Genomic DNA, 21,338 nt, shown 5'->3' with positions numbered 1-21,338 from the left:
AGGTTAGACAAGGCAAAAATCGGTGAGAAAGCGCAGTTTACGGGGTGTAAATGAGCATTTTGATCCGATTTTTAACGCCGTATTACCGAGCGCAGGCACTTTTCAGACGAGCCCTACCCTATCGCCCAGGTCGACAACCAAGGCAAATAAGCGATCATCAACACCACGATCAGCATCCCCAGCACGAACGGCAGCGCGTAGCGAGCGATCGACAGGACCGAACAGCGGGTCAAGCCGGACACCACGAACAGGTTGAGTCCCAGCGGTGGCGTGATGAAGCCCAGGCCCAGGGTGGTGACCATCAGGATCGCGAAGTGGAACTCGTTCATCCCCGCCTCCAGCGCCAGTGGCAGCAGCAGCGGCGCCAGGATGACGATGTTGGGGGTGGTTTCCATCACGCAGCCAGCCAGCACCAGAATGCCGATCATCATCAGGATCATCAGCCAGGGGGCGTCGGTGACACCGCTGATTCCGCTGACCAGGGTCTGGGGGATATCGAGGCTGGCCAGGCTCTGCGCCAGCGGCAGGGACACCGCGATGATCGGCACGATGACGCCGCACACCCGCGCCGAGCTCTCCAGCATGCGCGGAATGTCACCCAGCGTCAGGCGCCCCTGGCGCAGGCCGATGATGACCACCACCACCACGGCCACCGATGCCGCCTCGGTAGGAGTGAAGATGCCGGTGTAGATGCCGCCCAGGATCACCACCGGTACGAACAGCGCCCAGCGGGCGTCCCATACGGTGTCGATCCAGCGTCGCCAGGAGAAACGCTCGCGATCGCCTTCGAAGCCGTAGATGCGATTGAGCACCATATTGGTGGCCATGACCGAGATCATCACCATCACCCCGGGGATCGCCGCCGCCAGAAACAGCGTCGAGGCGGACATGCCCAACACCAGGCCCATCACGATATAGGCGATCGATGGCGGGATCAGGATGCCGGTGCAGGCGCCGGAGGCCACCAGCGCGCAGGCCGCCGGCAACGGATAGCCGCGCTCCACCAGCCGGGGAATGGTCATGCGCCCCACCGCCGCGGCACCCGCTGCGTCCGAGCCGGAGATGCAGGCAAAGAAGCCGCAGCCCAGCGTCGTCGAGCTGCCAAGGCCGGTCTTGAGCCCGCCGACGCTGGCCTCGGCCACATCCAGCAACTTGCCGGAAAGCCCCGAGCGCACCAGGGCATCGCCGGTCAGGATAAACAGCGGCACCGCGATCAGCGCAAAGGCGTTGATGCCCTCGAACAGCGACTCGCCGAACACCGACAGCGGCAAGGTCTCGGTAAAGGTCAGCATGCCCAGGGTGCCGAGACCGATGGCGACCCACACCGGCACCCCGACCAGGATCATCACGATCAGCGCCGCCAGCGGCGCATAGAAGGTCCAGTCCAGGGAGGCCGCGGCCTGTTGAAGTTCCATGAATTCCATGACGGTCCCCCTCAGTCGAAGAGCTTCTGGCCATCGAAGACCGGATCACCACGCTGCATGCGCCGGATATCCGCCAGCATGCTCTGCACCACTCGCCAGGCGATCAGCAGAAAGCCCACCGGGATGGCGGCCAGAAAGAACGCCTGGGAAACCCGCAGTCCCGCGGTGACCGAACCGAAGTTGATCGACGTCAGCACCGGTGCGATCGACAGGTACAGTGCCCACACCGCCAGCACCAGGGTGGCGATATCCGAGATCCACCAGCCCAGGCGCTTCATGCGAGGCCCACCCAGGTTGATCAGCACATCGATGCGGATATGGGCGCGGTCTCTGACCGCTGCGGCGGCGGCGAGCCATGCCAGGTAGATAAAGGCGTAGCGCGCCAGCTCCTCGCCCCAGACCGAGGAGTAGTTGAGGGCGAAGCGACGAATCACTTCCACCGCCACCGTCAGGATGATCAGCGCGTAGAAGGTCAGCAGCAGCCAGCGCTCGGTGCGGCGATCGACGTCGTCACAGCGCAGGCGCAGGGCGCGCCAGCGCGTGTCCTTAGGCGTTGCTGTCGACGAAATAGCCATTTTGCACCTCCGTGGCGGCCAGCAGTTTGTCGAATGCCTCCAGCGACCCCGCCAGTTCACGCTTGGTCTCGTCCCAGGCGGGCAGCTGATGGCCGCAACGCTCGACCCACTGGGCCTTTTCCTCGTCGCTCAGGGAGTAGACCTCGACGCCGGCCAGGCGCATCTGGTCATGGGCGTAGGCTCGCGCCGCCGGGACCTTGGCGAGGTTTTCGCGGAAGGTGACATCAGACGCCTGCATGACAGCGTCCTGAAGCGCGCCATCCAGGCTGTCGAACCAGGCCTTGTTGCAGGTGTAGACCTGGGCATCCGGCACCGACTGGATGGTGGAGATGCTCGACAGCACGTCGGTGAAGCCGAACACCAGCAGGGCCTGGACGCTGGGGTCGAGGGCATCGGCCACGCCCTGCTTGATCGCCGACGAGGTCTCGCCCCAGGCCACCGGCGTCGGGTTGGCACCGGCCAGTCGATAGACCTGCTGCAGGATCTGCGAGGACGGCACCCGGAACTTGATGCCGGAGATGTCATCGGGGACCCGCACCGGGCCATCGAGCAGCCCCTCGCGCACGGCGACGGTCCTCGGGTCGATGCAGATATAGGACAGCACCTTGAAGCCGCGCTCCTCGACCTTGTGGTGAACGGTGTCGCGCCAGGCGTCCGAGGTCACCAGATTGATCAGACGCTGGTTCTCGCCACACCAGTAGGGAATGTTCACCAGGTCGGCTTCCGGGGCGAAGGACGACAGGTTGGACAGCGAATGCTGGGCGATGGCGATGGAACCGTTCTGGACCATCGAGATCAGCGCCCCGCCGGTGGCGAGCTGACCACCGGGCGCCAGCTTCACGTAGAGCCGACCGCCGGAGAAGTTCTGCAGGTTCTCCTTGAAGTTGAGCTGCATGATCGGATAGGCCCGCGAGGCGCCCAGGGTATAGCCGGTGGCGAGCACGATGGTGCTCTCGGCCGCGTTCTCTCGCTCGGACTCTTCCTTGGCGGTGGCCGCCATGGCGCTTTCCGAGAACAACGCACCGCCGACCGCACCGACCACCGCGGCGGTAAAACCGAACTTCGCCACGGTGCCCATGAACAGCCGTCTTTCCGGCTGACTGGGAGCACCGCTGTCATTGGTGATGAAACCTCGCATGGTCATTGTCCTTGTTGTGTGGTTGGCGTGCCCGGCTCGGCGCCAGACGGCGCCTTGCCCTCGAACTTGAGGCAGGCAGAGACGAAGAAGGCGGTAGCGAGCGTCAACAGCACCGCCTCGTAGGCGGCTTCCAGCGCCCACATTCCCGGTACATAGCGCTGGATGGCGACGTTGACGAAAAAGGCGGCGAACAGACATATCGACAGCCATAACATCAACTTGGCTGAGGACGAAGACGACCTGGACATGGGTGGCGACTCCCGACTCTCGTTGTATTTGGTGGTACGCGTCGTTGTCGATCTTGCTGAGCCTGGACCGGCTCCGCTCGAAGCCGTGGTCAGGCTAACGAGGCAAAAATGCAGCAGTGAACTACGATCAACGCTGTCTGCTGCTATAATTGTAAGCGCTTACATGGCGCACTATTCAAGGTAGATTCCTCTATAGGACTTGTCCAGCCAGAATCCTGTAAAGGACCTTCGACTTTAGCCGCAACCGTGGCGCCGATCGGATCACACCGGTGGCGCCACCCAGGAGAGGCCAGATGAACGATCGTCCCACCAGAGCGTTGCTGGAAGATGTGGCCCGGGAGGCCGGGGTCTCGACGGCGTCTGTCTCGCGGGTGCTCAACGGCGCACCCCACGTCAGCGACCGCCTGCGAAAGAAAGTGGAGGCTGCCGTCGGCCGCCTCGGCTACGTGCCGGATGGTTCGGCCCGTGCACTGGCCTCACGCCGCATCGGCGCCATCGGTCTGCTGGTACCGACCCTCGACAACCCGATCTTCGGCACCATGGCCAACAGCCTGGAGCGGCGCCTCAAGGAGCATGACTGTCGTCTGCTGCTGGCCACCTACCGCTACGACCTCGAGGACGAACTGCAGGCGTTGCGGACGCTGGTCCAGCATGGCGTGGACGGCGTCGTGTTGATCGGCCATGAACACCTTGCCGACGCCTACCGTCTGCTTCACCAGCGTCAACTGCCCTTCCTCACCAGCTGGCAGACCCATGACAAGGCCGAAGCCCCCTGTATCGGCTTCGACAATCGCGGCGCCGCCAGACAGCTGGCGAGCCACCTAATCGACCTGGGCCACCGCCACCTCGCCATCGTCACCGCACCCTATGAACACAATGACCGTGCCCGGGCCCGCTTCGAGGGGTTCAGCGATGCGATTGCCGCTGCCGGTTGCCCGGCGCCAGACGTCGAGGTGGTGGAGTATGGTGTCGCCGAGGGCGCCGACGCCTGCGCCAGACTGCTGGAAATGCCCTCCCCGCCCACGGCGCTGCTCTGCGGCAATGACACCCTGGCCTTCGGCGCCCTGCTCGAGGCCCAGCGACGCGGGCTCGACCTGCCTCGGGAACTGTCGATCACAGGCTTCGACGACCTGCCCCAGGCGGCCTACATGTCGCCATCGCTGACCACCGTCTCGGTGCCCGCCAGTGACATCGGAGTGCATGCCGCCGACGCCCTGATGACGTGGATTCGCCATCGCGAACGGCCCAGCGACCTGCACCTGGATGCCAGCGTCCAGCTACGGGGATCGACGGCGCCGCCACTTACCGGAATCGGCCAGTAGGCCGGCTGAGCTGGCTGATAAAGCCATTCAGCAAAGCTATTCGGGAAAGTCGTTCTAGGCGCTGTCCGCGAACTGTATCCGCGAACGCTATCCAGGAAGCCGTACTTCTAGGAAGCCGCAATCGCCGTCAGGTCATCCACCACCGCCGTCGGCAGCGTCAACCGATCATCGCTCTGGCGTCGCAGCTGGTGGCGCCGGTCGCCGGGCAGGCGTACGCCCGGCTGCTCGAGCATCGCGGCGAACAGCACTTCACAGCGCGCGAGCACATCGGGTGCGAAGCGATCGACGTCGAACAGCAGCATCAAATGACCGACCCCGGGTGGCTCTCCCTGCGCCTCGAAGAAAGACCCCGCCTCGAAACCGAAGCGACTACCGGAAAGCCCCGCGCACAACAGCTCCACCATCATCGCCAGCGCCGCCCCCTTGGCGTCTCCTGCCGGCACCATGCTGCCCTGGATGGCGGTCTCCGGATCGGTGGTAGGCGCCCCATCCGGCCCCACCGCCCAGCCCTCGGGAATCGGCTTGCCGGCCTTGCGCGCCAGCATCACCTTGCCCCTGGCCACCTTGGACAGCGACAGGTCCAGCAGCATGGGTTCGGCCTCGGGTCGCGGACAGGCGAAGGCGATGGGGTTGGTGCCGTAGAGCGGCTTGTGACCACCCCAGGGCGCCATGGCCGACGGTGCATTGCTGAATGCCAGCGCCATGAAGCCCTCCCGAGCCGCTCGCTCCACCGGTGCACCGGCCACCCCAAAGTGGTGAGAGCGTCTGATGGAAATCGCGCATAGCCCCTGCTGCCGCGCCACCTCGAAGCCGGCGTCCAGCCCGCTGGCGATGGCCGGGAAGGCCAGTCCATGGTCGGCGTCGACCCGCACCACCGCGCCATCGGCTTCGGCCCTGGGTATGGCGCCGGCGTTGACCTTGCCGCTGGCGGCCTGGTCCAGATAGAACGGCAGGCGCGAGAGCCCGTGGGACGGCAGACCGTCACGCTCGGCGTCGAGCAGCGCCTCCACCGTGATGGCGGCCTCGCGCTCGGGGAAGCCTCTGGCACGCATCGCCTCCATGGCGAGTTCCCGCGCCTGTTCGCGGGCAAGTGTTGTCGTCTGGCTCATGCCACCCCCTCCGGCGTCAGTACCGCAACCACGTTCTCGGCGGTCATCTGGCTGATACGCGCGTTGGACTCCTCGGTCACCCCGGCGATATGCGGGGTCAGTACCAGATGGGGCACCCCTTCGAGCACCGAGCCTGCGCCAAGTGGCTCCTGTTCGAACACATCGAGCATGGCCCCCGCCAGGCGTCCACTGGTGAGCGCCTCGGCCAGTGCCGGCTCGTCCACCACCCCACCGCGGGCGGCGTTGATGACCACTGCGCCGGGCTTCATGACGGCCAGGCGATCGGCATCCAGCAGGTGTCGGGTCTGGTCATTGAGCGGCACATGCAGACTGACCACATCGGCCTCGGCCAACAGCGCTTCCAGCGTCTCGCAGCGCTGGGTCTGGCCCCAGGCCGCAGACTTGGCCGGCAGGTGGGGATCAAACGCCAGCACCTCCATACCGAGGGCCCGGGCGAGCCCGGCGGTGACCTGGGCGATGGCACCAAAGCCCACCAGACCCAACCTCGCGCCGCTGACCTCACGCCCCATCAGCGCCTGGCGGGGCCACTCCCCTGCCAACATGGCCGGGGTCGAGGCGTAGGCACCTCGGCGCAGCATCAGCGCCCCGGCGATCACGTACTCGGCCACCGAGCCGGCGTTGCCCCCCTGAGCCGGCTTGACCTCGACGTCGCGCTCGGCACAGGCCCCGAGGTCGATATTGTCGAGTCCGACACCAAGACGCCCCACCACCTTGAGGCGCGGCGCCCTTGTCAGCAGTTCGCTATCGACCTGGGTCCGATTGCGCACGATCAGCGCATCGGCGTCGGCCACCGCGTCCAGAAGGCGTCCTCGATCCTCGACCAGACGGGTGTCACACAGCACTTCGTGGTGCTCACTGAGCCAGGCCACCGCCTGCTCGTCCATGAATTCCGAAATAACTATCCTGGCCATCGTTTTACTCCATCGATGTTGCCGTCGAATCGGCCTCACAGCGTGAACCAACGCCCCGCCGGCAGCGGCACATTGAGTACCAGCGCGAACAGGGCATAGAAGAAGGCCACCAGCATGGCGCCGGTCAGCAGGTGTCCGGCCAGGCGACGAGGACTCCAGCGCCGGTACTGCGCCACCACCATCAGCCCGACGAAGCTTGCAAGGCCGGTCAACAGGAAGCCGAGCCAGGGCAGCGCCAGGGCCCAGGCCAGCATGATTCCGACCAACGCCAGACGCCGCGGGGTCGAGCCGGAGCCCGAGTCCGAGCTCGCATCAGAGCTTGAATCAGAACTTGGATCAGAACTCGAATCAGAGCCCCGCTCATGGTTGGCCACCACCCCGCGCAGCCCAAGCTGCCCCAGGCGCAGCAGTCCCGCGACGATTACCACCAGCGAGATCACCGCAGGGAATACCGCCCCGAGCTGACTCATCTCACGGGTCTCCCACAGGCATAGAGCGGCGCCAGCGACGAATAGCGTCGGCAGCAGATACTCGCTTGCGCGGGAGCAGGAGGCCTGGATGGCGTGCTTCTTCTTGCCGGCAGCGCTGGTGTTGTGGCCAGTGCTCGTGTCGTGACCAGTGCTTCTGTTGTGAACAGCGCTCATGGCGACGCCTCCCCATTGATCGTCTTGTCCTGACGTCTTGCCTCACGCCGTGCCTTGACCATCGGGTAGAAGACGCTCAGCAACGACAACGCAATGATCGTCAGGCTGATCGGACCACCGAAGAAGGTAGCGAACAGCGATCCGCTGGCCCGCCCCATCAGGAAGCCCTGGACGAAGCCCTGCTCGGCAATGGGTCCGAGGATCAGCCCCAGCACGATGGGCGAGGGCCGAAAGCCGTAGCGATTGAGCACCCAGCCCAGCACCCCCAGGCAAAGCATGATCACCACGTCGCTGGCGCTGTTGCGGATGGCGTAGGTGCCGATCACCGTCATGAAGGCGATGGTCGGTACCAGCAGCGCCTTGGGAATGGAGATGATCGACTTGAAGGCGTAGCGCCCGATCAACAGACCCAGCGGCAGCAGCAGGCAGGTGGCCAGAAACAGCCCGGCGACGAAGGTGTAGGTGATGCCGGCGTTGGTGGTGAAGAGCTCCGGCCCGGTACGAAAGCCCTGCACCAGCAAGGCCCCGAGGATCACTGCATCCGGCGGCGTGCCCGGGATGCCCAGCACCAGGGTCGGAATGAAGCCGCCGCCCACGGTGGCATTGTTGGCGGCCTCGGTCGCCAGCACCCCCTGAGGATTGCCCTTGCCGAAGCTCGCCGGCTCGTCGGCCACCCGGCGTGCCTCCGAATAGGACACCAGGCTTGCAATCGAGCCGCCCGCCCCAGGCAGGATGGCGACGCCGGTGCCGATGGTCGCCGAGCGCAGCAGGTTCAGCTTGCCCTTGATGGCAATCGCCATGCCCTCGCGAAAGCGCACCCCGCGCGACACGCCATCCACCTTGAGGTGGGCGGCGGGGGTTGCCACCAGATCGATCAGCACCGGAATGCAGTACAGGCCGATCAGCGCCGAGACCGTCTCGATGCCACCAAGCAGCACCGGCGAGCCGTAGGTGTAGCGGATATCGCCGCCGATCACCGCGACGCCCACGGTGGACAGCAACAGGCCGAAGCCCGCCCCCATGAACCCCTTGAGGGTCGAGTCCTCGGACAGCGCCGAGATCAGCGTCAGCCCGAAGATCGCCAGCCAGAAGTACTCCACCGGCCCGAAGCTGAGCGCGACCTGGGCCAGCAGCGGCGCCAGCAGCAGCAGCGCCAGCACCCCGACTAGCCCACCGACCACCGAGGCGATGGTCGATAGGGTGACGGCCAGATCACCGTCACCGCGGCGGGCCATGGGATAGCCGTCGAAGGTGGTGGCGATGGCCGAGGGCGTACCCGGCGTATTGACCAGTATCGCCGAGTAGGAGCCGCCGTAGATGGCCCCGGTATAGATGGCGCCGAGCATGATCAGGGCCGACTCCGGGGCCATGCCGAAGGTCACCGGGACCAGCACCGCCACCGCCATGGTGGCGGACAGCCCCGGCAGGGCACCGATGACGATGCCCGCCGTTACCCCGAGCAGGGCCAGCGCAAGATTGAGCGGCGACAGAGCGCCGAGCGCGTGAACGATAAGATCCATGGCGTTGACCTCAGTCGATCAGGCCGAGTTCTCGCGCGCTGGTCTCATACTGCTGGCTCTGTTCGGCCAGAAAGTCGGCAACGTCATCATTGCCGACGTCCATCAACACGAAGCCCAGATCCTCCATCTCCTGGCGGAACTGGGGATTCTGGTTGATCTGATCGAAGATCTCGGACAGTCGCGCCTGCACCTCCTCCGGCGTCTCGCTGGGCACCGCCATGCCGCGATAGGCGCCGCCCACCATGTCATAGCCGAGTTCCTGGAAGGTCGGCACGTCGGGGAACAGCGGATGGCGCTCCTCGGCGGCCACCGCCAGCATGCGCACCTTGTCCTGATGGTTGGCGGCCACGGTGGTATAGCCCCACTCGGCCTGGACCTGGCCACCCAGTAGGGCTGTCACCGCCGCGCCGGTGCCCTTGAAAGGAATGTAGGTGGTGGTGACGTCAGCCAACTGCTGGAAGCGGGTATTGGCCACGTCATTGGCACTGTAGGTGCCGCTACCGGAGAAGGTCACTACACCGGGCGCCTGGCGCGCCGCCTCGACCAGATCTTCCAGGGTCTGGTAGGGGCTGTCCTCGCGGACCAGGATGGCGTCCGGCGAGTAGTGGAAGAAGTAGAAGTTGTTGACGTCCTCGGTAGCAAAACCGGCGTCCTTGCCCATCGGCTTGAGCACGATATGGGGCAGATTGGAGCCCATGATGGTATGGCCATCGGCGGTCATGTCGTTGAGCTGGGACCAGCCCACCGCGCCGCCGCCACCGGGCATGTACTGGATGATCAGCTGCTGGCCGGTGATCTCCTCGAAGTACTTCTGCTGCAGTCGGGCACTGATATCGGACTCGCCGCCCGGACCGAAGGGGATCACGTACTGCACGTCCTTGGCGGGAAAGTCCTCGGCGTCGGCGAGAGCCAGTGGGGCCACGAGGGTTGACGCCGCCAGCATCGCGGTCAGGGTCAAGGTGTGGGAAAGGCGCATGACGTTACTCCTGATGTTGTCGTTATGGGGTGGTCAGGATCTTCGCTACGAGCAACTCGCTTTCATTGCTCGCCGTTCTTGCACAACCTTCTTTGCTACAACGGCCTGCCCCTCCCGACGAACGGCGGGAGGAGCCGGTTTTTTTGCCAGATCGCCGCCTCGGGCGCTGGCTTAGGCGCTTTCGTACAGACGGGTCAGCACAAACTCCCGATGCCCCAGCGCCTCGGCGGCGGTATTGCGGCCATTGGCGGTGCGCAGCATCATTTCAAGCAGCTGATCACCGGCCTCTTCCATGTTGATCTCGCGCTTGAGGATCGAGGACACATCGACGTCGATGTGCTCGCTCATGGTGCGCACGGTGCGCGGGTTGGCGCAGATCTTCACCACCGGCAGGATCGGGTTGCCGATGACGTTGCCCTGCCCCGTCGGGAAGAAGTGCACCACGTAGCCGGCGGCGGCGCACAGGGTCACCATCTCGGCGGCGGCGGAAGACGAGTCCATGAACCACAGGCCCGGCTTGTCCGGCGTTTCGGCCTTGTCCAGTACGCCATCCACCTTGCAGCGACGGCCGATCTTCTGGATGTTGCCCAGCGCCTTCTCCTCGATGGTGGTCAGGCCACCTTCGATGTTGCCCTTGGTCGGCTGGGACTCGGACAGGTCGCTGGTCTTGTGGCGGTCGATCATGTCGCTGTAGCGATCGAACATCGCCTGGAACTGTTCGCGCACCTCGGGGGTGGCGCAGCGCTCGGCCACCAGGTGTTCCCCGCCGGTCAGCTCTGAGGTCTCGCCGAATACCAGGGTGCAGCCGGCGTCGTACAGCTTGTCGAAGGCGTCGCCCACGGTGGGGTTGGCTCCGCAGCCGGAGGTGGTGTCCGACTCGCCGCACTTGGTGGACACCCACAGTTCGCTGACGTCGCACTCCTCGCGCTGGATCTCGCTGGCGTACTGGACGAATTCCTTGGCCTTCTTGGAGGCGGCACAGATGGTGTTGTGATCACCGTTCTGCTCGATCCAGAAGCCTTCGACCGGCTTGCCGGTGGCCTTGATGCCGTCCACCACCTTGTTGGTCCAGCCTGGCTCGATACCGATCACCACCACCGCCGCCACATTGGGATTGCAGCCGGTGCCGATCAGCGTACGGAAGTGCAGGTCCAGATCGGCGCCGAACTGCAGGCGGCCGTAGGGATGCGGCAGCGCCAGTGCGCCCTTGATGTTGTTGGCAACCGCTTCGGCGGCAGCATTGGAAATGTCGTCCACCGGCAGCACGATCACGTGATTACGGACCCCTACACGGCCGTTTTCACGCCGATACCCCTGGAACTTGCGACCCTTGATTTCCATGCTTACCACCTCTTTGTCTTGACGTTGTGTACGTGCAGGTGCTCGCCCTGCTTGATCGGCTGGACGACGCGCCCGATATCGACGCCGTACTTCATCACGGTGTCGCCCTCATCGAGGTCACGAATGGCCAGCTTGTGACCGATGGGAATGGCGTCGCTCACCTCGAAGGTGACCGTCTGGTCCTGATGCATGACCCAGCCTGTCAGGGTCTGCCCCGCCTCGACGCCTTCGACCACCACGACCCCGACACTGTCGTCGGCATCGTGCACTACGAAATCGATGCTCATGCTGCCCCTCTCCTGAACGAATGTTGTTGACGTTGTGATATCGCCGGTTGGCCCTGGGCAGGTCTCGTTTGCTGCCCTCACAACTCATGTATAGGACATAGGATATAGGTTAGTCAAGTATCAACTAGATTTCCCTCGAGCTATACTGGCGGCGAAGAAACGGGCCTCGCCCAACGCAAAGAAGGAACCCGCATGGATCAGCCAAGCCTCAGCTACCGACCGCTCTACCAGCAGATCAAGGAGGTGCTGCTTCAGCGCATCGTCTCGGGAGAGTGGGCACCCGGCACCTTTATCCCCAGCGAGTCGGCGTTGGCCAAGGAGTATCAGGTCAGTGTCGGCACCCTGAGAAAGGCGCTGGACTCCCTGGCCAGCGACAACGTGGTGATCCGCTACCAGGGCAAGGGCACCGTGGTCGCCACCCACGATCAGGACAGCTCGCTGTTTCGCTTCTTCCACCTGACCCGGCTCGATGGCACCCGCTCGCTACCGACGTCACGCATCCTGGTGCGCGAAAGGCGTCCGGCCAACGAAGAGGAAATGGAGGTGCTGGGATTGGAGGACGCAGACGACGTCATCCATATTCGCCGTGTCAGGGAGCTCGACGAACGCCCCGCCCTGCTCGAGGACGTGGTGGTCGCGGCGACACGCTTTCCGACGCTGGAAAGCCTGCCGGAGACCCTGCCAAACACCCTCTATCAGCTGTATCAGCAGCGTTTCGGCTGCAACGTCAGCCACGCCGAGGAACGCCTGTTCGCGGTGGCGGCGGGCAAGGACGAAGCCCACCACCTGGAGATCGACGAAGGCAGTCCGATCCTCGAGATCCGGCGGGTAGCAAGAGATATTCAGGAGCAGGCGCTGGAGTACCGAGTGTCCCGTTGCGAGACCCGGCATCACTGTTACTTCAACGAGTTGTAGCGCCCCGACCCAGCCAGGCTTGCTCGATTGATGGCCAGGCAGCGTGCCCGATGTGGGCAGCCACTACTGGCCTTGAAGGGTCGATCATTCTCTCCCCCGTGGACGATATCCTGGCCACGGGGGAGCCTCTCTCATCAGCTTCTCTCCTCATCTACGCCAACGCAGCGCCCCGCCTTGAGCCGCCACGTCCCCGCCAGAGATACCGCGCGAGCCACTTCGTCACTCCCGGTTAGTTTGTACTGATCTTCTTACAAATCCACCGCTTCCATTCATCCATCCATATCACCGATTCCCCCAGACAACCGATGATGCCTAATGTAGCCGTAACCATTAGATAATGGTTCGCCGTCGCTCGCCCCGTACAAGTCCGACCCGAAGTTCGACACACCTGAAGAGCGTTCCCGGACACGTTCTGGCGGAAGCGTGGGCATGGACACGCACAGGGAGCGCAAAGCAATGGAGAATGGCTCGGGCCGCTGGCTGGGATCACTGTTCGATACGGAACTCACGCAGGACGAACGACTGCTGAAACTCAGCGTCGGCAAGCATCCACTGATTCCCCATCGACTGGTGGGCAATGAGCGAATGTCCCACCCCTTCCGCTACACCCTCGACTGCATTTGCCAACACGGAGATATTGAGCTCAAACACCTGCTGGCAATGCCGGCCGAGCTCGACATTCGCCAGGCAGACGGCAGCTATCAACGACGATCAGGCTTCGTCGATACGGCAGCGCTGCTGGGAGAGGATGGTGGAGTCTTCTATTACCAGCTCGGGATAGTGCCCTGGCTGTCGCTCCTGCAACTCGGCCAGGACAGCCGCATTTTCCAGGACATGAACGTGCTGGATATTCTGGAAACGGTATTCTCGGCTTACGACATGGCCAACGGACGCTGGCTCATCCGCAGCCAGCGCCCGTATGCGGCCCGCAGCTATTGCGTTCAGTACCGCGAAAGTGACTTCCACTTCATCAGCCGGCTGATGCAGCAGGAAGGCCTCTACTACTTCTTCGAACACAGCGCCGATCAGGACCGCTATCCGGGGCATCGCATGGTGATCACCGACGACCTCAACGTCTGTCCGGCGGTCTCCCCCAGGGCGATTCGCTATCACCGTCAAGCCGCCACGGAGCACCAGGACAGCATCACTCAGTGGGGAGGTATCCGTCGCCAGCAACCGACCCGCATGACCATCGGCACCTGCGACTACCGGCAACCATCACGGCCCCGCCAATACGCACTGGATACCCTGCCCGACCAGGGAAATCTCAGTCCCCAGGAGTTCTACGACTATCCCGGGGCCTACTACTACGATACCTTCGATCGCGGCCGTACCCTGGTGGACAACCGCCTGCAGGCAGTGGAATCCCTGGCCAAGCGTTTCCGAGGCGCCGGTGGCACCCGACAGTTGCAGGCTGGCCATATCTTCTCGCTGGAACAACACGAACGTCACCTGCACGGCGATGCCAGCGAGCGTGAATTCGTCGTGCTCGACCTCAATATCCAGGCCGAGAACGCCCTGCCGGTATCCGCCCACCTCAGCACCCTGCCGGGCAGCCTGCAGCAAGCCCTGGATCAGGCAAGAAGCGCCCACGGTCTGCAGGACGAGAGCCCTCACCAAGACGACTACCAGCGTGCCGGCACCGGCCACTACCTGGTTGACTTCGAGGCGCAGCGCACCGTCGTGCCCTTTCGATCCACACTGGATCATCCACGCCCCGTTGTCGGCGGCCCCCACACTGCCATCGTCGTCGGCCCCGAAGGCGAAGAGATCCATACCGACCGCCTCAACCGCGTCAAGGTGCAGTTCCATTGGGATCGCAACGGACAGCACGACGATCGCTCGAGTTGCTGGTTACGGGTGTCCGAAGCCAATGCCTGCGCCAGCTGGGGGTCCGTGTTCGTGCCACGCATCGGCCAGGAGGTCATCGTCGACTTCCTCGAGGGCGATCCGGATCGTCCCCTCATTACCGGCCGGGTCTACAACGGTGATGCACAACCCGAGTGGCATTCCAACGGCCTGCTTTCGGGCATCAAGTCAAAGACCTACAGAGGCAGCAACTACAACGAACTGGTGTTTGACGACGCCACCGACCAGGAGCGTATCCGCCTCAACTCGGAACACGCCAAAAGCCAGCTCAATCTGGGCTACCTGATACATCAGCACGGCAACACCCGCGGGGACTTTCGTGGCACCGGCTTCGAACTGCGTAGCGATGCCTTCGGCGCAATCCGCGCGAATCAGGGGCTGTTGCTGACCAGTTGGGGGCAGCTGGGGGCTGCAGGCGACCAGCTTGCGACAGGGCCCATCCATCAGGAGCTGTCCAGCGCCTGGCACCTGTCCGATCGCCTGAGCAAGAGCGCCATGGAACACGGCGCCGATGTGCTGGAGACTCGCCTCGACCTCAAGCAGGCCGCCGAGGACACCCGGCAGATCTACGGCGAGCCAAACAGTTGTGCCGCCGACAACGACGAGCAGTCCACCGCCGAGGCCGGCAGCCAGGCAGGCACCGGACAGGCATCCGGGCTCCAGCAACCCTGGCTGCATCTTGCCTCACCGGCCGGCATCGTCTTGAGTACCCCCGCATCGACACACCTCGCCCAGCACGAATTGTTCAGCGCCAGTTGTGGCGAAGACATCAACCTGGCCAGCGGACGCAGCCTGGTGGCCACTATCCGCGAGCGCCTGTCGCTGTTCGTGCAGCGAGCCGGCATCAAGCTGTTCGCCGCCCGAGGCAAGGTAGAGGTGCAGGCCCAGAGCGACCAGATGGCGCTGAGCGCGGAAAAGACCCTCTCCATCACCTCCACCGAGGGCAAGGTGCGTATCGAGGCCGCCCAGGGCATTGAGTTCATCAGCGGCGCAGGCGTCCTGCGCATCAAGGACGGCGATATCCAGATCCACGGCCCGGGTCTTGTCAGCCTCAAGGCCACCACACACAGCTTGGCCGGGCCTTCGTCGCTGGATCCCGCGCTTCCCTACCTGCCGGACTTCGCGCCGAAAATCTGCCCACGCAGCAACGGCCAGGCCAGCAAGGACGGCGGCGGCATCGTGGAGGGCAACTGATGTCGAGCGAACCGGCAAGCTCAACTGACAACACACTCCAGCGCCTTCGTCTGCAGGCCAGCACCTCCAGGCTCTACGCACTGATCGATCCTTCCCAGGACGAGCGCTGGCAACTTTCCTGCGACGAACTGGAACTGGCGACCAGACAGTTTCGCATCATCGCCAACCCCTTTATCGACCTGCCTCCATGGCGGCGGCTCTACCTCAAACCGCTGGAGGTGCGGGACGTCGACATCCCCGAGCTGGTAGCGCAGCAACGTAGCAGCCTGCCAAGCAAGCGCACGGAGCCAAGCGGGTTTTGCGCCTTGGTCACCTCGTCGGTCCTGTCGATCTCCCTGAGTCGGTGGATCGAACGCCAACTGACGGTGACCAGTCCCGAAGGCAAGACATGCCTTCTGCGTTTTTTCGATCCAAGGGTGATGGAGTTGCTGGCCTTCCTGCTGGAACCCGGTCAGAGAACGCTGCTATTGCACCCCTTCACCGGCTGGTTCTATTTCGACCACCAGCAGGTCCTGCGTGAGATGGAGATTCCCCGGGAGCCGCCTCCAGCGCCCTTCACTTTGTCACCAGAACAATGGGCCTCGCTCAAACGCAGCGGCACCATCAACCACCTGATCGACAAGTGGCGCTCGCTTGAGCCTGACAGTGCAGCGGAGGCATCACCAGAGCGTATCAACGCGCTGATGCGTACTGCTGAACGGCATGGACTCCACTCACCTGCCGACCAGCAAAGGTTTGCCCTGCATGGTCTCCACGTGGGGGATGACTTTCACCGACACCCCTTCATGCAGCGCCTTTTGGAAAGCATCGGTCCGAGCCAGCGCTACGGCGATCTGACCGCCGCCCTGCCGGTTGCCGAGTGGAACGAGATCTCAACCTGGACGAGGAATACGGCTCATGGTCAATCCAGACCTGCTCAAGCGGATTGATGACGCCTGCATCGATCTACCCGGCGTGCAATCAGGACAGTGCCCTCTGTGCGAGAGAGTGGGTCTCCCCATCCTGCCGGTGCGCTTGACTGTGTGTGAGCGCACCTCAATAACCTCCGGCTTCACCGAGCTACCGACGGACAGGGTAGCGGAGTTCACCGATATCCGGCTCAACCAGGCCGTGACCGACCAGGGGACGTCACCACGCGCGCTGGGAGAACCCGTACGCAGCTATCTGGGCGACACCACCGATAGCCAGGTCAGCAAATATATCCTGCGCCAGCTCAGACCCGGCTACTTCTATCTGCTCGACGACGAGAACACTCGCAATACCAGCGACGGCGAGACGACGGGAGATCGCGTCAACCACAATTGGTATGCCTATGTCGTCACGACCGACGGCATGTTCTATCAGTTTGCTGTCAGTGAGGCGCCCCCCTCCCCGGAACAACCCGAATTTGCCTGCGGGCTGAACGACGAGGAACGGCGCTTCAAGACGGTCAGCGCTTCGACCATCGCCCTGGACAGCGTCGACACCGCCACCAACATCTACTACCTGTACAGCGAGCACGCGCTTCCCATCACCTTTCTCAACCACCTGCGCACCGCCTCCCACAGTGACGGTCGGCGCCTGCGCGACGTAGCCATGCAGCGCTTCGACGTCGCCGCCTGGCGCGACAACAAGACCCAGCAGCCCTTCGCCTTCAGCGCCGAGGAGCTCTCGCTGGTCGCCGAGTACAGCGACAATGCCGCCGGCATGGAGGCCTTCTTCTGGCCCGATCAGAACAATCGCCAACTATTCACCCGCGAGGAACTGCGCCAGGCCATGGGACAGCGTCTTCGCGCCGCCTCGCAGCAACTAAAGGACAAGAGTCTGGTACTGGCGGTGCATGATGAAGTCGGCCTGATCAACGAACTCAACGCCTACCGCCAGCGACCATTGGAGCTGCTCGAGGAGTTTCTTCAGCAGCATGACCCCCAGGGTTACCTGAATCGGCGCAACCTGCTGTGCTACAAGGCCATCGAGATCTTCGAGGAAAATTACCGAATACAGCGGCAGATCGCCCAGGCCCCCCTGAACCAGCGGATTGAAGAGGCCAGCCAACCGACAATCGACTCCAAGCAGCAACGGATAAATCAGATAGATCGGCAGATCGAAGCGATACGCTCCGACGGCGATCCCAACTGGCTAGATAGACAGCGGATCGAAACACTACGTATTGAAAGGCGCGACCTGCAGCGTCAGATCGATGCAGAAAGGAGGAGCATCGAACTGCTGACCCAGGAACCCGAGCAACTTATCTCCGCCTACAACAAGGAGCTAGCGGACTACTATACCTTGCCGGACGCTCCCGTAGATCCCGAAACAGGGAAACGCATCAACCCCGAGCTTGAAGACTTCAAGGCGAAGTACAAAGCGCTGGTGGAGCGGATCAATCAGCTGGTACGGGCCTTTGATGAGGACTACTCCCTGTGGGTCGAGGCACACCTTGATCGCGTCACAGTACGCTACTCCGACGATGTCTATGCACCCGGGCTGGGACTGAGCGGAGTACTCTCCAACGCACTGCTGGGCGGCATTCTGAGTGATGCCAGCAAATGGTTGTGGGACAGGCTAGCCAGCGCCATCGACTCAGCTGACTCATTGCTGATGAAGGCCATGTTCTCCAACCAGCGTCACTTGATCGACGACGCCATTACCGTTCGCCAGGCGCTACCGGCCAAAGCCTACGTACCGCCCAGGGTCTTGCTCAGATGGCGGGAGCAGTATCGTAAGCTGCTGCATGGCGAGCGTGAGTTTCGCTACGACACCACCATGGCCGGACTCATCGCCACCATGGGCAACAGTCTCTACGCCCAGGCGCTACAGGACGCCTCCAAGGTCATTCCCGACACGCCACCGGACCCAAATTCTACCGCTGACGCGGACGCCGGCAACGATGGTGGTACAACAAATATCAACAGCAACAACAACGCGATCGACGCGGCAGACCTCCCATCCGTCAAGGCGCTGGAAAGTTTCAACCGCTATCAGCAGTTGATCATTACCGGCAGCTACGACGTGCAGCAGATCCAGGCGTCACAGGACGCCAATGACCCTGCCCAGTACCTCCACCTGCCAGTGCTGGCGAGCGTTTCCGTCGGCCGCAAGGACTTCCACGACTGGCTGGATACGCTGACGCGCCAACTCTATCCCAAAGGCAAGGCCAACCCCGACGCCTCCGGTGCTCTGCAGTTCCACGAGGACGACGGCGTGGGAGGCAACTTCTCCGTCACCCATATCGAGAATGACCATCAAATCACCGTGGTCATCCCCATCGATACGACCGCCCCGGACTTCCTGGATCGCTACAACACCACTACCGATGACTTCGGCGAAGACGATATTGCAAAAAGCAACTGGAACGATCGGCAAAATGCGCGCGATCTAGGCAGCTACATTGCACAGGGCATCGGCGGCACCAACCACCCCGCCGTCGCAGGCCTCAGGAATACGTCCACGAGGGTTCAACTGCTGCTGATCTACTACAACAACTTCAGCATCCTCAACAGCGAATTTTCCTCAGGCGACGCAGACGGCATCCAGGTAACGCTTGCCTTGACAAAACTCATCATTGCCTCCGTCGACACCTTGCAATTCGCTGCCACTCTTTTGGCCAGTACCGACGGCGCCCTGGCATCGCTGGTCCGGCGCCTGCAGATCCTCAGGCTGCCAGGCGACGCCATCATAGGGGTACTCAGTATCGCGGATGGTCTTGACAAACGTGCCAACGCCCATCGGGCGGCCTTGTTGGGCCTGCCGGAGAGTATTCAGAATAAACACAGGACCGCCGGCAATATCGATGTTGCCAACGGTGTCGTCGCCTTGGTCATTGTCGTAGCTGTCGCTGTCGGGCCCATTAGCGCACCTGTCGCTCTTTTCGCGGGTGTTGCCAACGGGGTGGTTACCTCCGTTTTGAAACTCATCCTTGGGCCTGGACTCAACATCCTGGTCGCCTTCGCCGTCTCCTGCTGGGTGACCCGCTGCCGATATGGCGTTCGCGATGAGCTAGGCCAGGTACTGCCCTACGACTCCATGGAAGAGGAACAGAATGGCCTGGAACTGGTGTTCAAGGGCGTGACGGTGGAAATGTTGCTGCAAGAGCCAGATGACTACGAAAGCTATGGGGTGGTACCGACTCAAGGGCAATGGGATATCGTCAGGGAGCGCTCCCGTCAGCTACCACGCACACTTAGCATTCTGATCACCGTACCGGATTTGGATGAGATGGAGATTGGATTAAAACTGGAGCTAGGGGAAGGGCTCGACAGAGAACCAATATTTCAAGATAGTTACATCAAAACCGAAAATCCAGGCATTTTATCCAATAGAATCTACGAAAGTAATAATGACCCAAGAATCTCAAAAACAGTCGATATCAAAAAAATCAAAAACTCATACCTATTAAGTTACGAACAACATATCCAAAGTAATCAACCACCAAGATTACTATCACTATTCGTCAGCTTCACAGACTCTAAGACGCCAACTGAAGAGAAGAACGGCACATTCAAGATAATGGTATAAAATGATGATGATTTCAGAGAGAACCAAAAATAACTCGACAATTATAGCTATATACATATTAGTTTCTTTAATATTATCTGGATGCGACAACGGTAGGGACCATCTACCGAATGGACTAAATCCTACAGCGATCGCAACCATGGAAAACACTCCATATTTCATTTCCAATGCGCCCAGTCGATATGCACTGTCGGAAAGGCTTGAAAATATCGACATGACGCAACTAGCAGAAGATAGCAAAAAAAACGACGGAGAGGCCAAACTTATCCTTGGATTGATATATTTAGATATGGTCACAGGGATTGAAGAACCCGTGGACAAAGCATACGGGTTAACACTGCTTCAGGAAGCATGGCAGCTTGGCGTGGTGGATGCGGGCCATATCTTATTCAAAGTTTACTTCTACGGACATGGCGTCCGCGTCAATCATCCCCTTGCATTGGCCTATCTCGAAGCATCGGCAGAAAAAGGCTATATACGTTCGCAAAAAAACCTTGCTTATGCTTACAGGGGAAATAGCCAAGGTCCTCAACCACGAGGCATCGTCGAGCTGGATATCGAGAAGGCACGATACTGGTTTACCAAAGCGGCGGAACAGGGCGATGCCGAGTCTGCCACTCAGTTAGCACAAATTTACTATAAGGGATTAGGAGTACCTAAGGACGACAAAGTCGCTTTTGAATGGCTAAAGCGAGCAGAGAACATGCCATTTGAAGGGCGCATGAGCCATAGTGGTCTTGCCATGTGTTACGAACAGGGCATCGGCACCGAAGTAGATCTGGTACAGGCCTACAAATACTACGACCTTGAAGATCCTGCTGGAGCGCCAGACAAACGCCGCCTCGAGGAAATGATGACACCCGAGCAGATTCAGGAAGCCATTCGCCTTTCACGCGAGTGGCAGGAGGAACACGGCGTTTTCGTACCAAGTTACTATGGACTTGAGTATCAACCCGACGGCAGTTTTAAGTAACACTGACAACACTACAGTGACCTTCCACCGGTACCGCCAACCGGCGGTTCTTCGGGGCAGTTCTCTATGCCACCCTAAAAACCACCACCGTCTTCGTTGGCGCGGAGATCATCGAACGCCGTCCTTTGTTCACCGTTCCAAAAAATGCGGCTTGCCCTCAACCCTCACCGTATACGCTGCGCGATCCGTCTCCTGCTGGGTGACCCGCTGCCGATATAGCGTTCGCGATGAGCAAGGCCAGGTACTGCCCTACGACTCCATGGAAGAGGAACAGAATGGCCTGGAGCTGGTGTTTAAGGGCGTAAGGGTGAAAAGGGTTGTTGAGTACCACACCTAAACTTAGATAGTCCAGTCGGCGACAATTCCGGGGCATT

The 21,338-nt window shown here is 61.9% G+C and carries 17 protein-coding genes; 6 read left to right on the top strand and 11 right to left on the bottom strand.

Going from position 1 to position 21,338, the window contains the following annotated elements:
- Positions 1-113: 113 nt before the first annotated feature.
- From C6W88_RS03485 to C6W88_RS03470, 4 genes are read right to left on the bottom strand one after another with little or no spacing between them, the layout of a single operon-like run.
- Complete coding sequence (locus C6W88_RS03485) at positions 114-1,415, bottom strand: TRAP transporter large permease (protein WP_231498473.1); 1,302 nt, start codon at positions 1,413-1,415, stop codon at positions 114-116.
- A 20-nt stretch (positions 1,416-1,435) separates the two neighbouring features.
- Positions 1,436-1,999: a TRAP transporter small permease gene (locus tag C6W88_RS03480; RefSeq protein WP_083970439.1), complete on the bottom strand. Its 564-nt coding sequence runs from the start codon at positions 1,997-1,999 to the stop codon at positions 1,436-1,438.
- Entirely contained in the window at positions 1,971-3,137 is a 1,167-nt protein-coding gene (locus C6W88_RS03475; RefSeq protein WP_108131470.1) for a TRAP transporter substrate-binding protein, read from the bottom strand. Before C6W88_RS03475 ends, C6W88_RS03480 begins: the two co-directional genes overlap by 29 nt.
- A gap of 2 nt (positions 3,138-3,139) precedes the next feature.
- The gene (locus tag C6W88_RS03470) at positions 3,140-3,385 is read right to left on the bottom strand and encodes a hypothetical protein (protein ID WP_045993114.1); all 246 of its coding nucleotides are present in this window, start codon (positions 3,383-3,385) and stop codon (positions 3,140-3,142) included.
- A gap of 293 nt (positions 3,386-3,678) precedes the next feature.
- Between C6W88_RS03470 and C6W88_RS03465 the strand changes: the two genes are divergently transcribed.
- Entirely contained in the window at positions 3,679-4,707 is a 1,029-nt protein-coding gene (locus tag C6W88_RS03465; RefSeq protein WP_108131469.1) for a LacI family DNA-binding transcriptional regulator, read from the top strand.
- Positions 4,708-4,814: 107 nt separating this feature from the next.
- Here the strand turns inward: C6W88_RS03465 and C6W88_RS03460 are convergent, their stop codons facing one another.
- The 7 genes from C6W88_RS03460 to C6W88_RS03430 form a co-directional block, all read right to left on the bottom strand.
- A complete protein-coding gene (locus C6W88_RS03460) occupies positions 4,815-5,816 on the bottom strand; it encodes an Ldh family oxidoreductase (RefSeq protein ID WP_108131468.1) in 1,002 nt (333 codons plus the stop codon).
- Entirely contained in the window at positions 5,813-6,748 is a 936-nt protein-coding gene (locus C6W88_RS03455) for a hydroxyacid dehydrogenase (protein WP_108131467.1), read from the bottom strand. The genes C6W88_RS03460 and C6W88_RS03455 overlap by 4 nt, the downstream gene beginning before the upstream one ends.
- Before the next feature lie 35 nt (positions 6,749-6,783).
- On the bottom strand, positions 6,784-7,392 hold the full coding sequence (locus C6W88_RS03450) for a tripartite tricarboxylate transporter TctB family protein (protein ID WP_108131466.1): 609 nt from the start codon (positions 7,390-7,392) through the stop codon (positions 6,784-6,786).
- Positions 7,389-8,912, bottom strand: a complete 1,524-nt coding sequence (locus tag C6W88_RS03445) for a tripartite tricarboxylate transporter permease (protein WP_045993110.1) — start codon at positions 8,910-8,912, stop codon at positions 7,389-7,391. The genes C6W88_RS03450 and C6W88_RS03445 overlap by 4 nt, the downstream gene beginning before the upstream one ends.
- 10 nt (positions 8,913-8,922) lie before the next feature.
- Positions 8,923-9,888, bottom strand: a complete 966-nt coding sequence (locus C6W88_RS03440; RefSeq protein WP_108131465.1) for a tripartite tricarboxylate transporter substrate binding protein — start codon at positions 9,886-9,888, stop codon at positions 8,923-8,925.
- 171 nt (positions 9,889-10,059) lie between these two features.
- Complete coding sequence (locus C6W88_RS03435; protein WP_045993108.1) at positions 10,060-11,229, bottom strand: UxaA family hydrolase; 1,170 nt, start codon at positions 11,227-11,229, stop codon at positions 10,060-10,062.
- A 2-nt stretch (positions 11,230-11,231) separates the two neighbouring features.
- Entirely contained in the window at positions 11,232-11,516 is a 285-nt protein-coding gene (locus tag C6W88_RS03430; RefSeq protein ID WP_045993107.1) for a UxaA family hydrolase, read from the bottom strand.
- 192 nt (positions 11,517-11,708) lie between these two features.
- Between C6W88_RS03430 and C6W88_RS03425 the strand changes: the two genes are divergently transcribed.
- The 5 genes from C6W88_RS03425 (at position 11,709) to C6W88_RS03405 (ending at position 20,964) form a co-directional block, all read left to right on the top strand.
- Positions 11,709-12,431, top strand: coding sequence for a GntR family transcriptional regulator (locus tag C6W88_RS03425; RefSeq protein WP_108131464.1), 723 nt, complete (start codon positions 11,709-11,711; stop codon positions 12,429-12,431).
- Between the two features lie 456 nt (positions 12,432-12,887).
- Positions 12,888-15,494, top strand: a complete 2,607-nt coding sequence (locus C6W88_RS03420; protein WP_108131463.1) for a type VI secretion system Vgr family protein — start codon at positions 12,888-12,890, stop codon at positions 15,492-15,494.
- Positions 15,494-16,423, top strand: coding sequence for a DUF4123 domain-containing protein (locus tag C6W88_RS03415; RefSeq protein ID WP_108131462.1), 930 nt, complete (start codon positions 15,494-15,496; stop codon positions 16,421-16,423). Before C6W88_RS03420 ends, C6W88_RS03415 begins: the two co-directional genes overlap by 1 nt.
- A complete protein-coding gene (locus C6W88_RS03410; protein ID WP_108131461.1) occupies positions 16,392-19,991 on the top strand; it encodes a T6SS effector BTH_I2691 family protein in 3,600 nt (1,199 codons plus the stop codon). Before C6W88_RS03415 ends, C6W88_RS03410 begins: the two co-directional genes overlap by 32 nt.
- Positions 19,992-20,130: 139 nt before the next feature.
- On the top strand, positions 20,131-20,964 hold the full coding sequence (locus C6W88_RS03405; protein ID WP_162816520.1) for a tetratricopeptide repeat protein: 834 nt from the start codon (positions 20,131-20,133) through the stop codon (positions 20,962-20,964).
- The last annotated feature ends 374 nt before the right edge of the window (positions 20,965-21,338 follow it).

The organism is Halomonas litopenaei, assembly GCF_003045775.1.
Classification (GTDB): Bacteria; Pseudomonadota; Gammaproteobacteria; order Pseudomonadales; family Halomonadaceae; genus Halomonas; species Halomonas litopenaei.
Note: the sequence above shows the minus strand (reverse complement) of the source record. Positions and strands in the feature narration are given on the sequence as shown.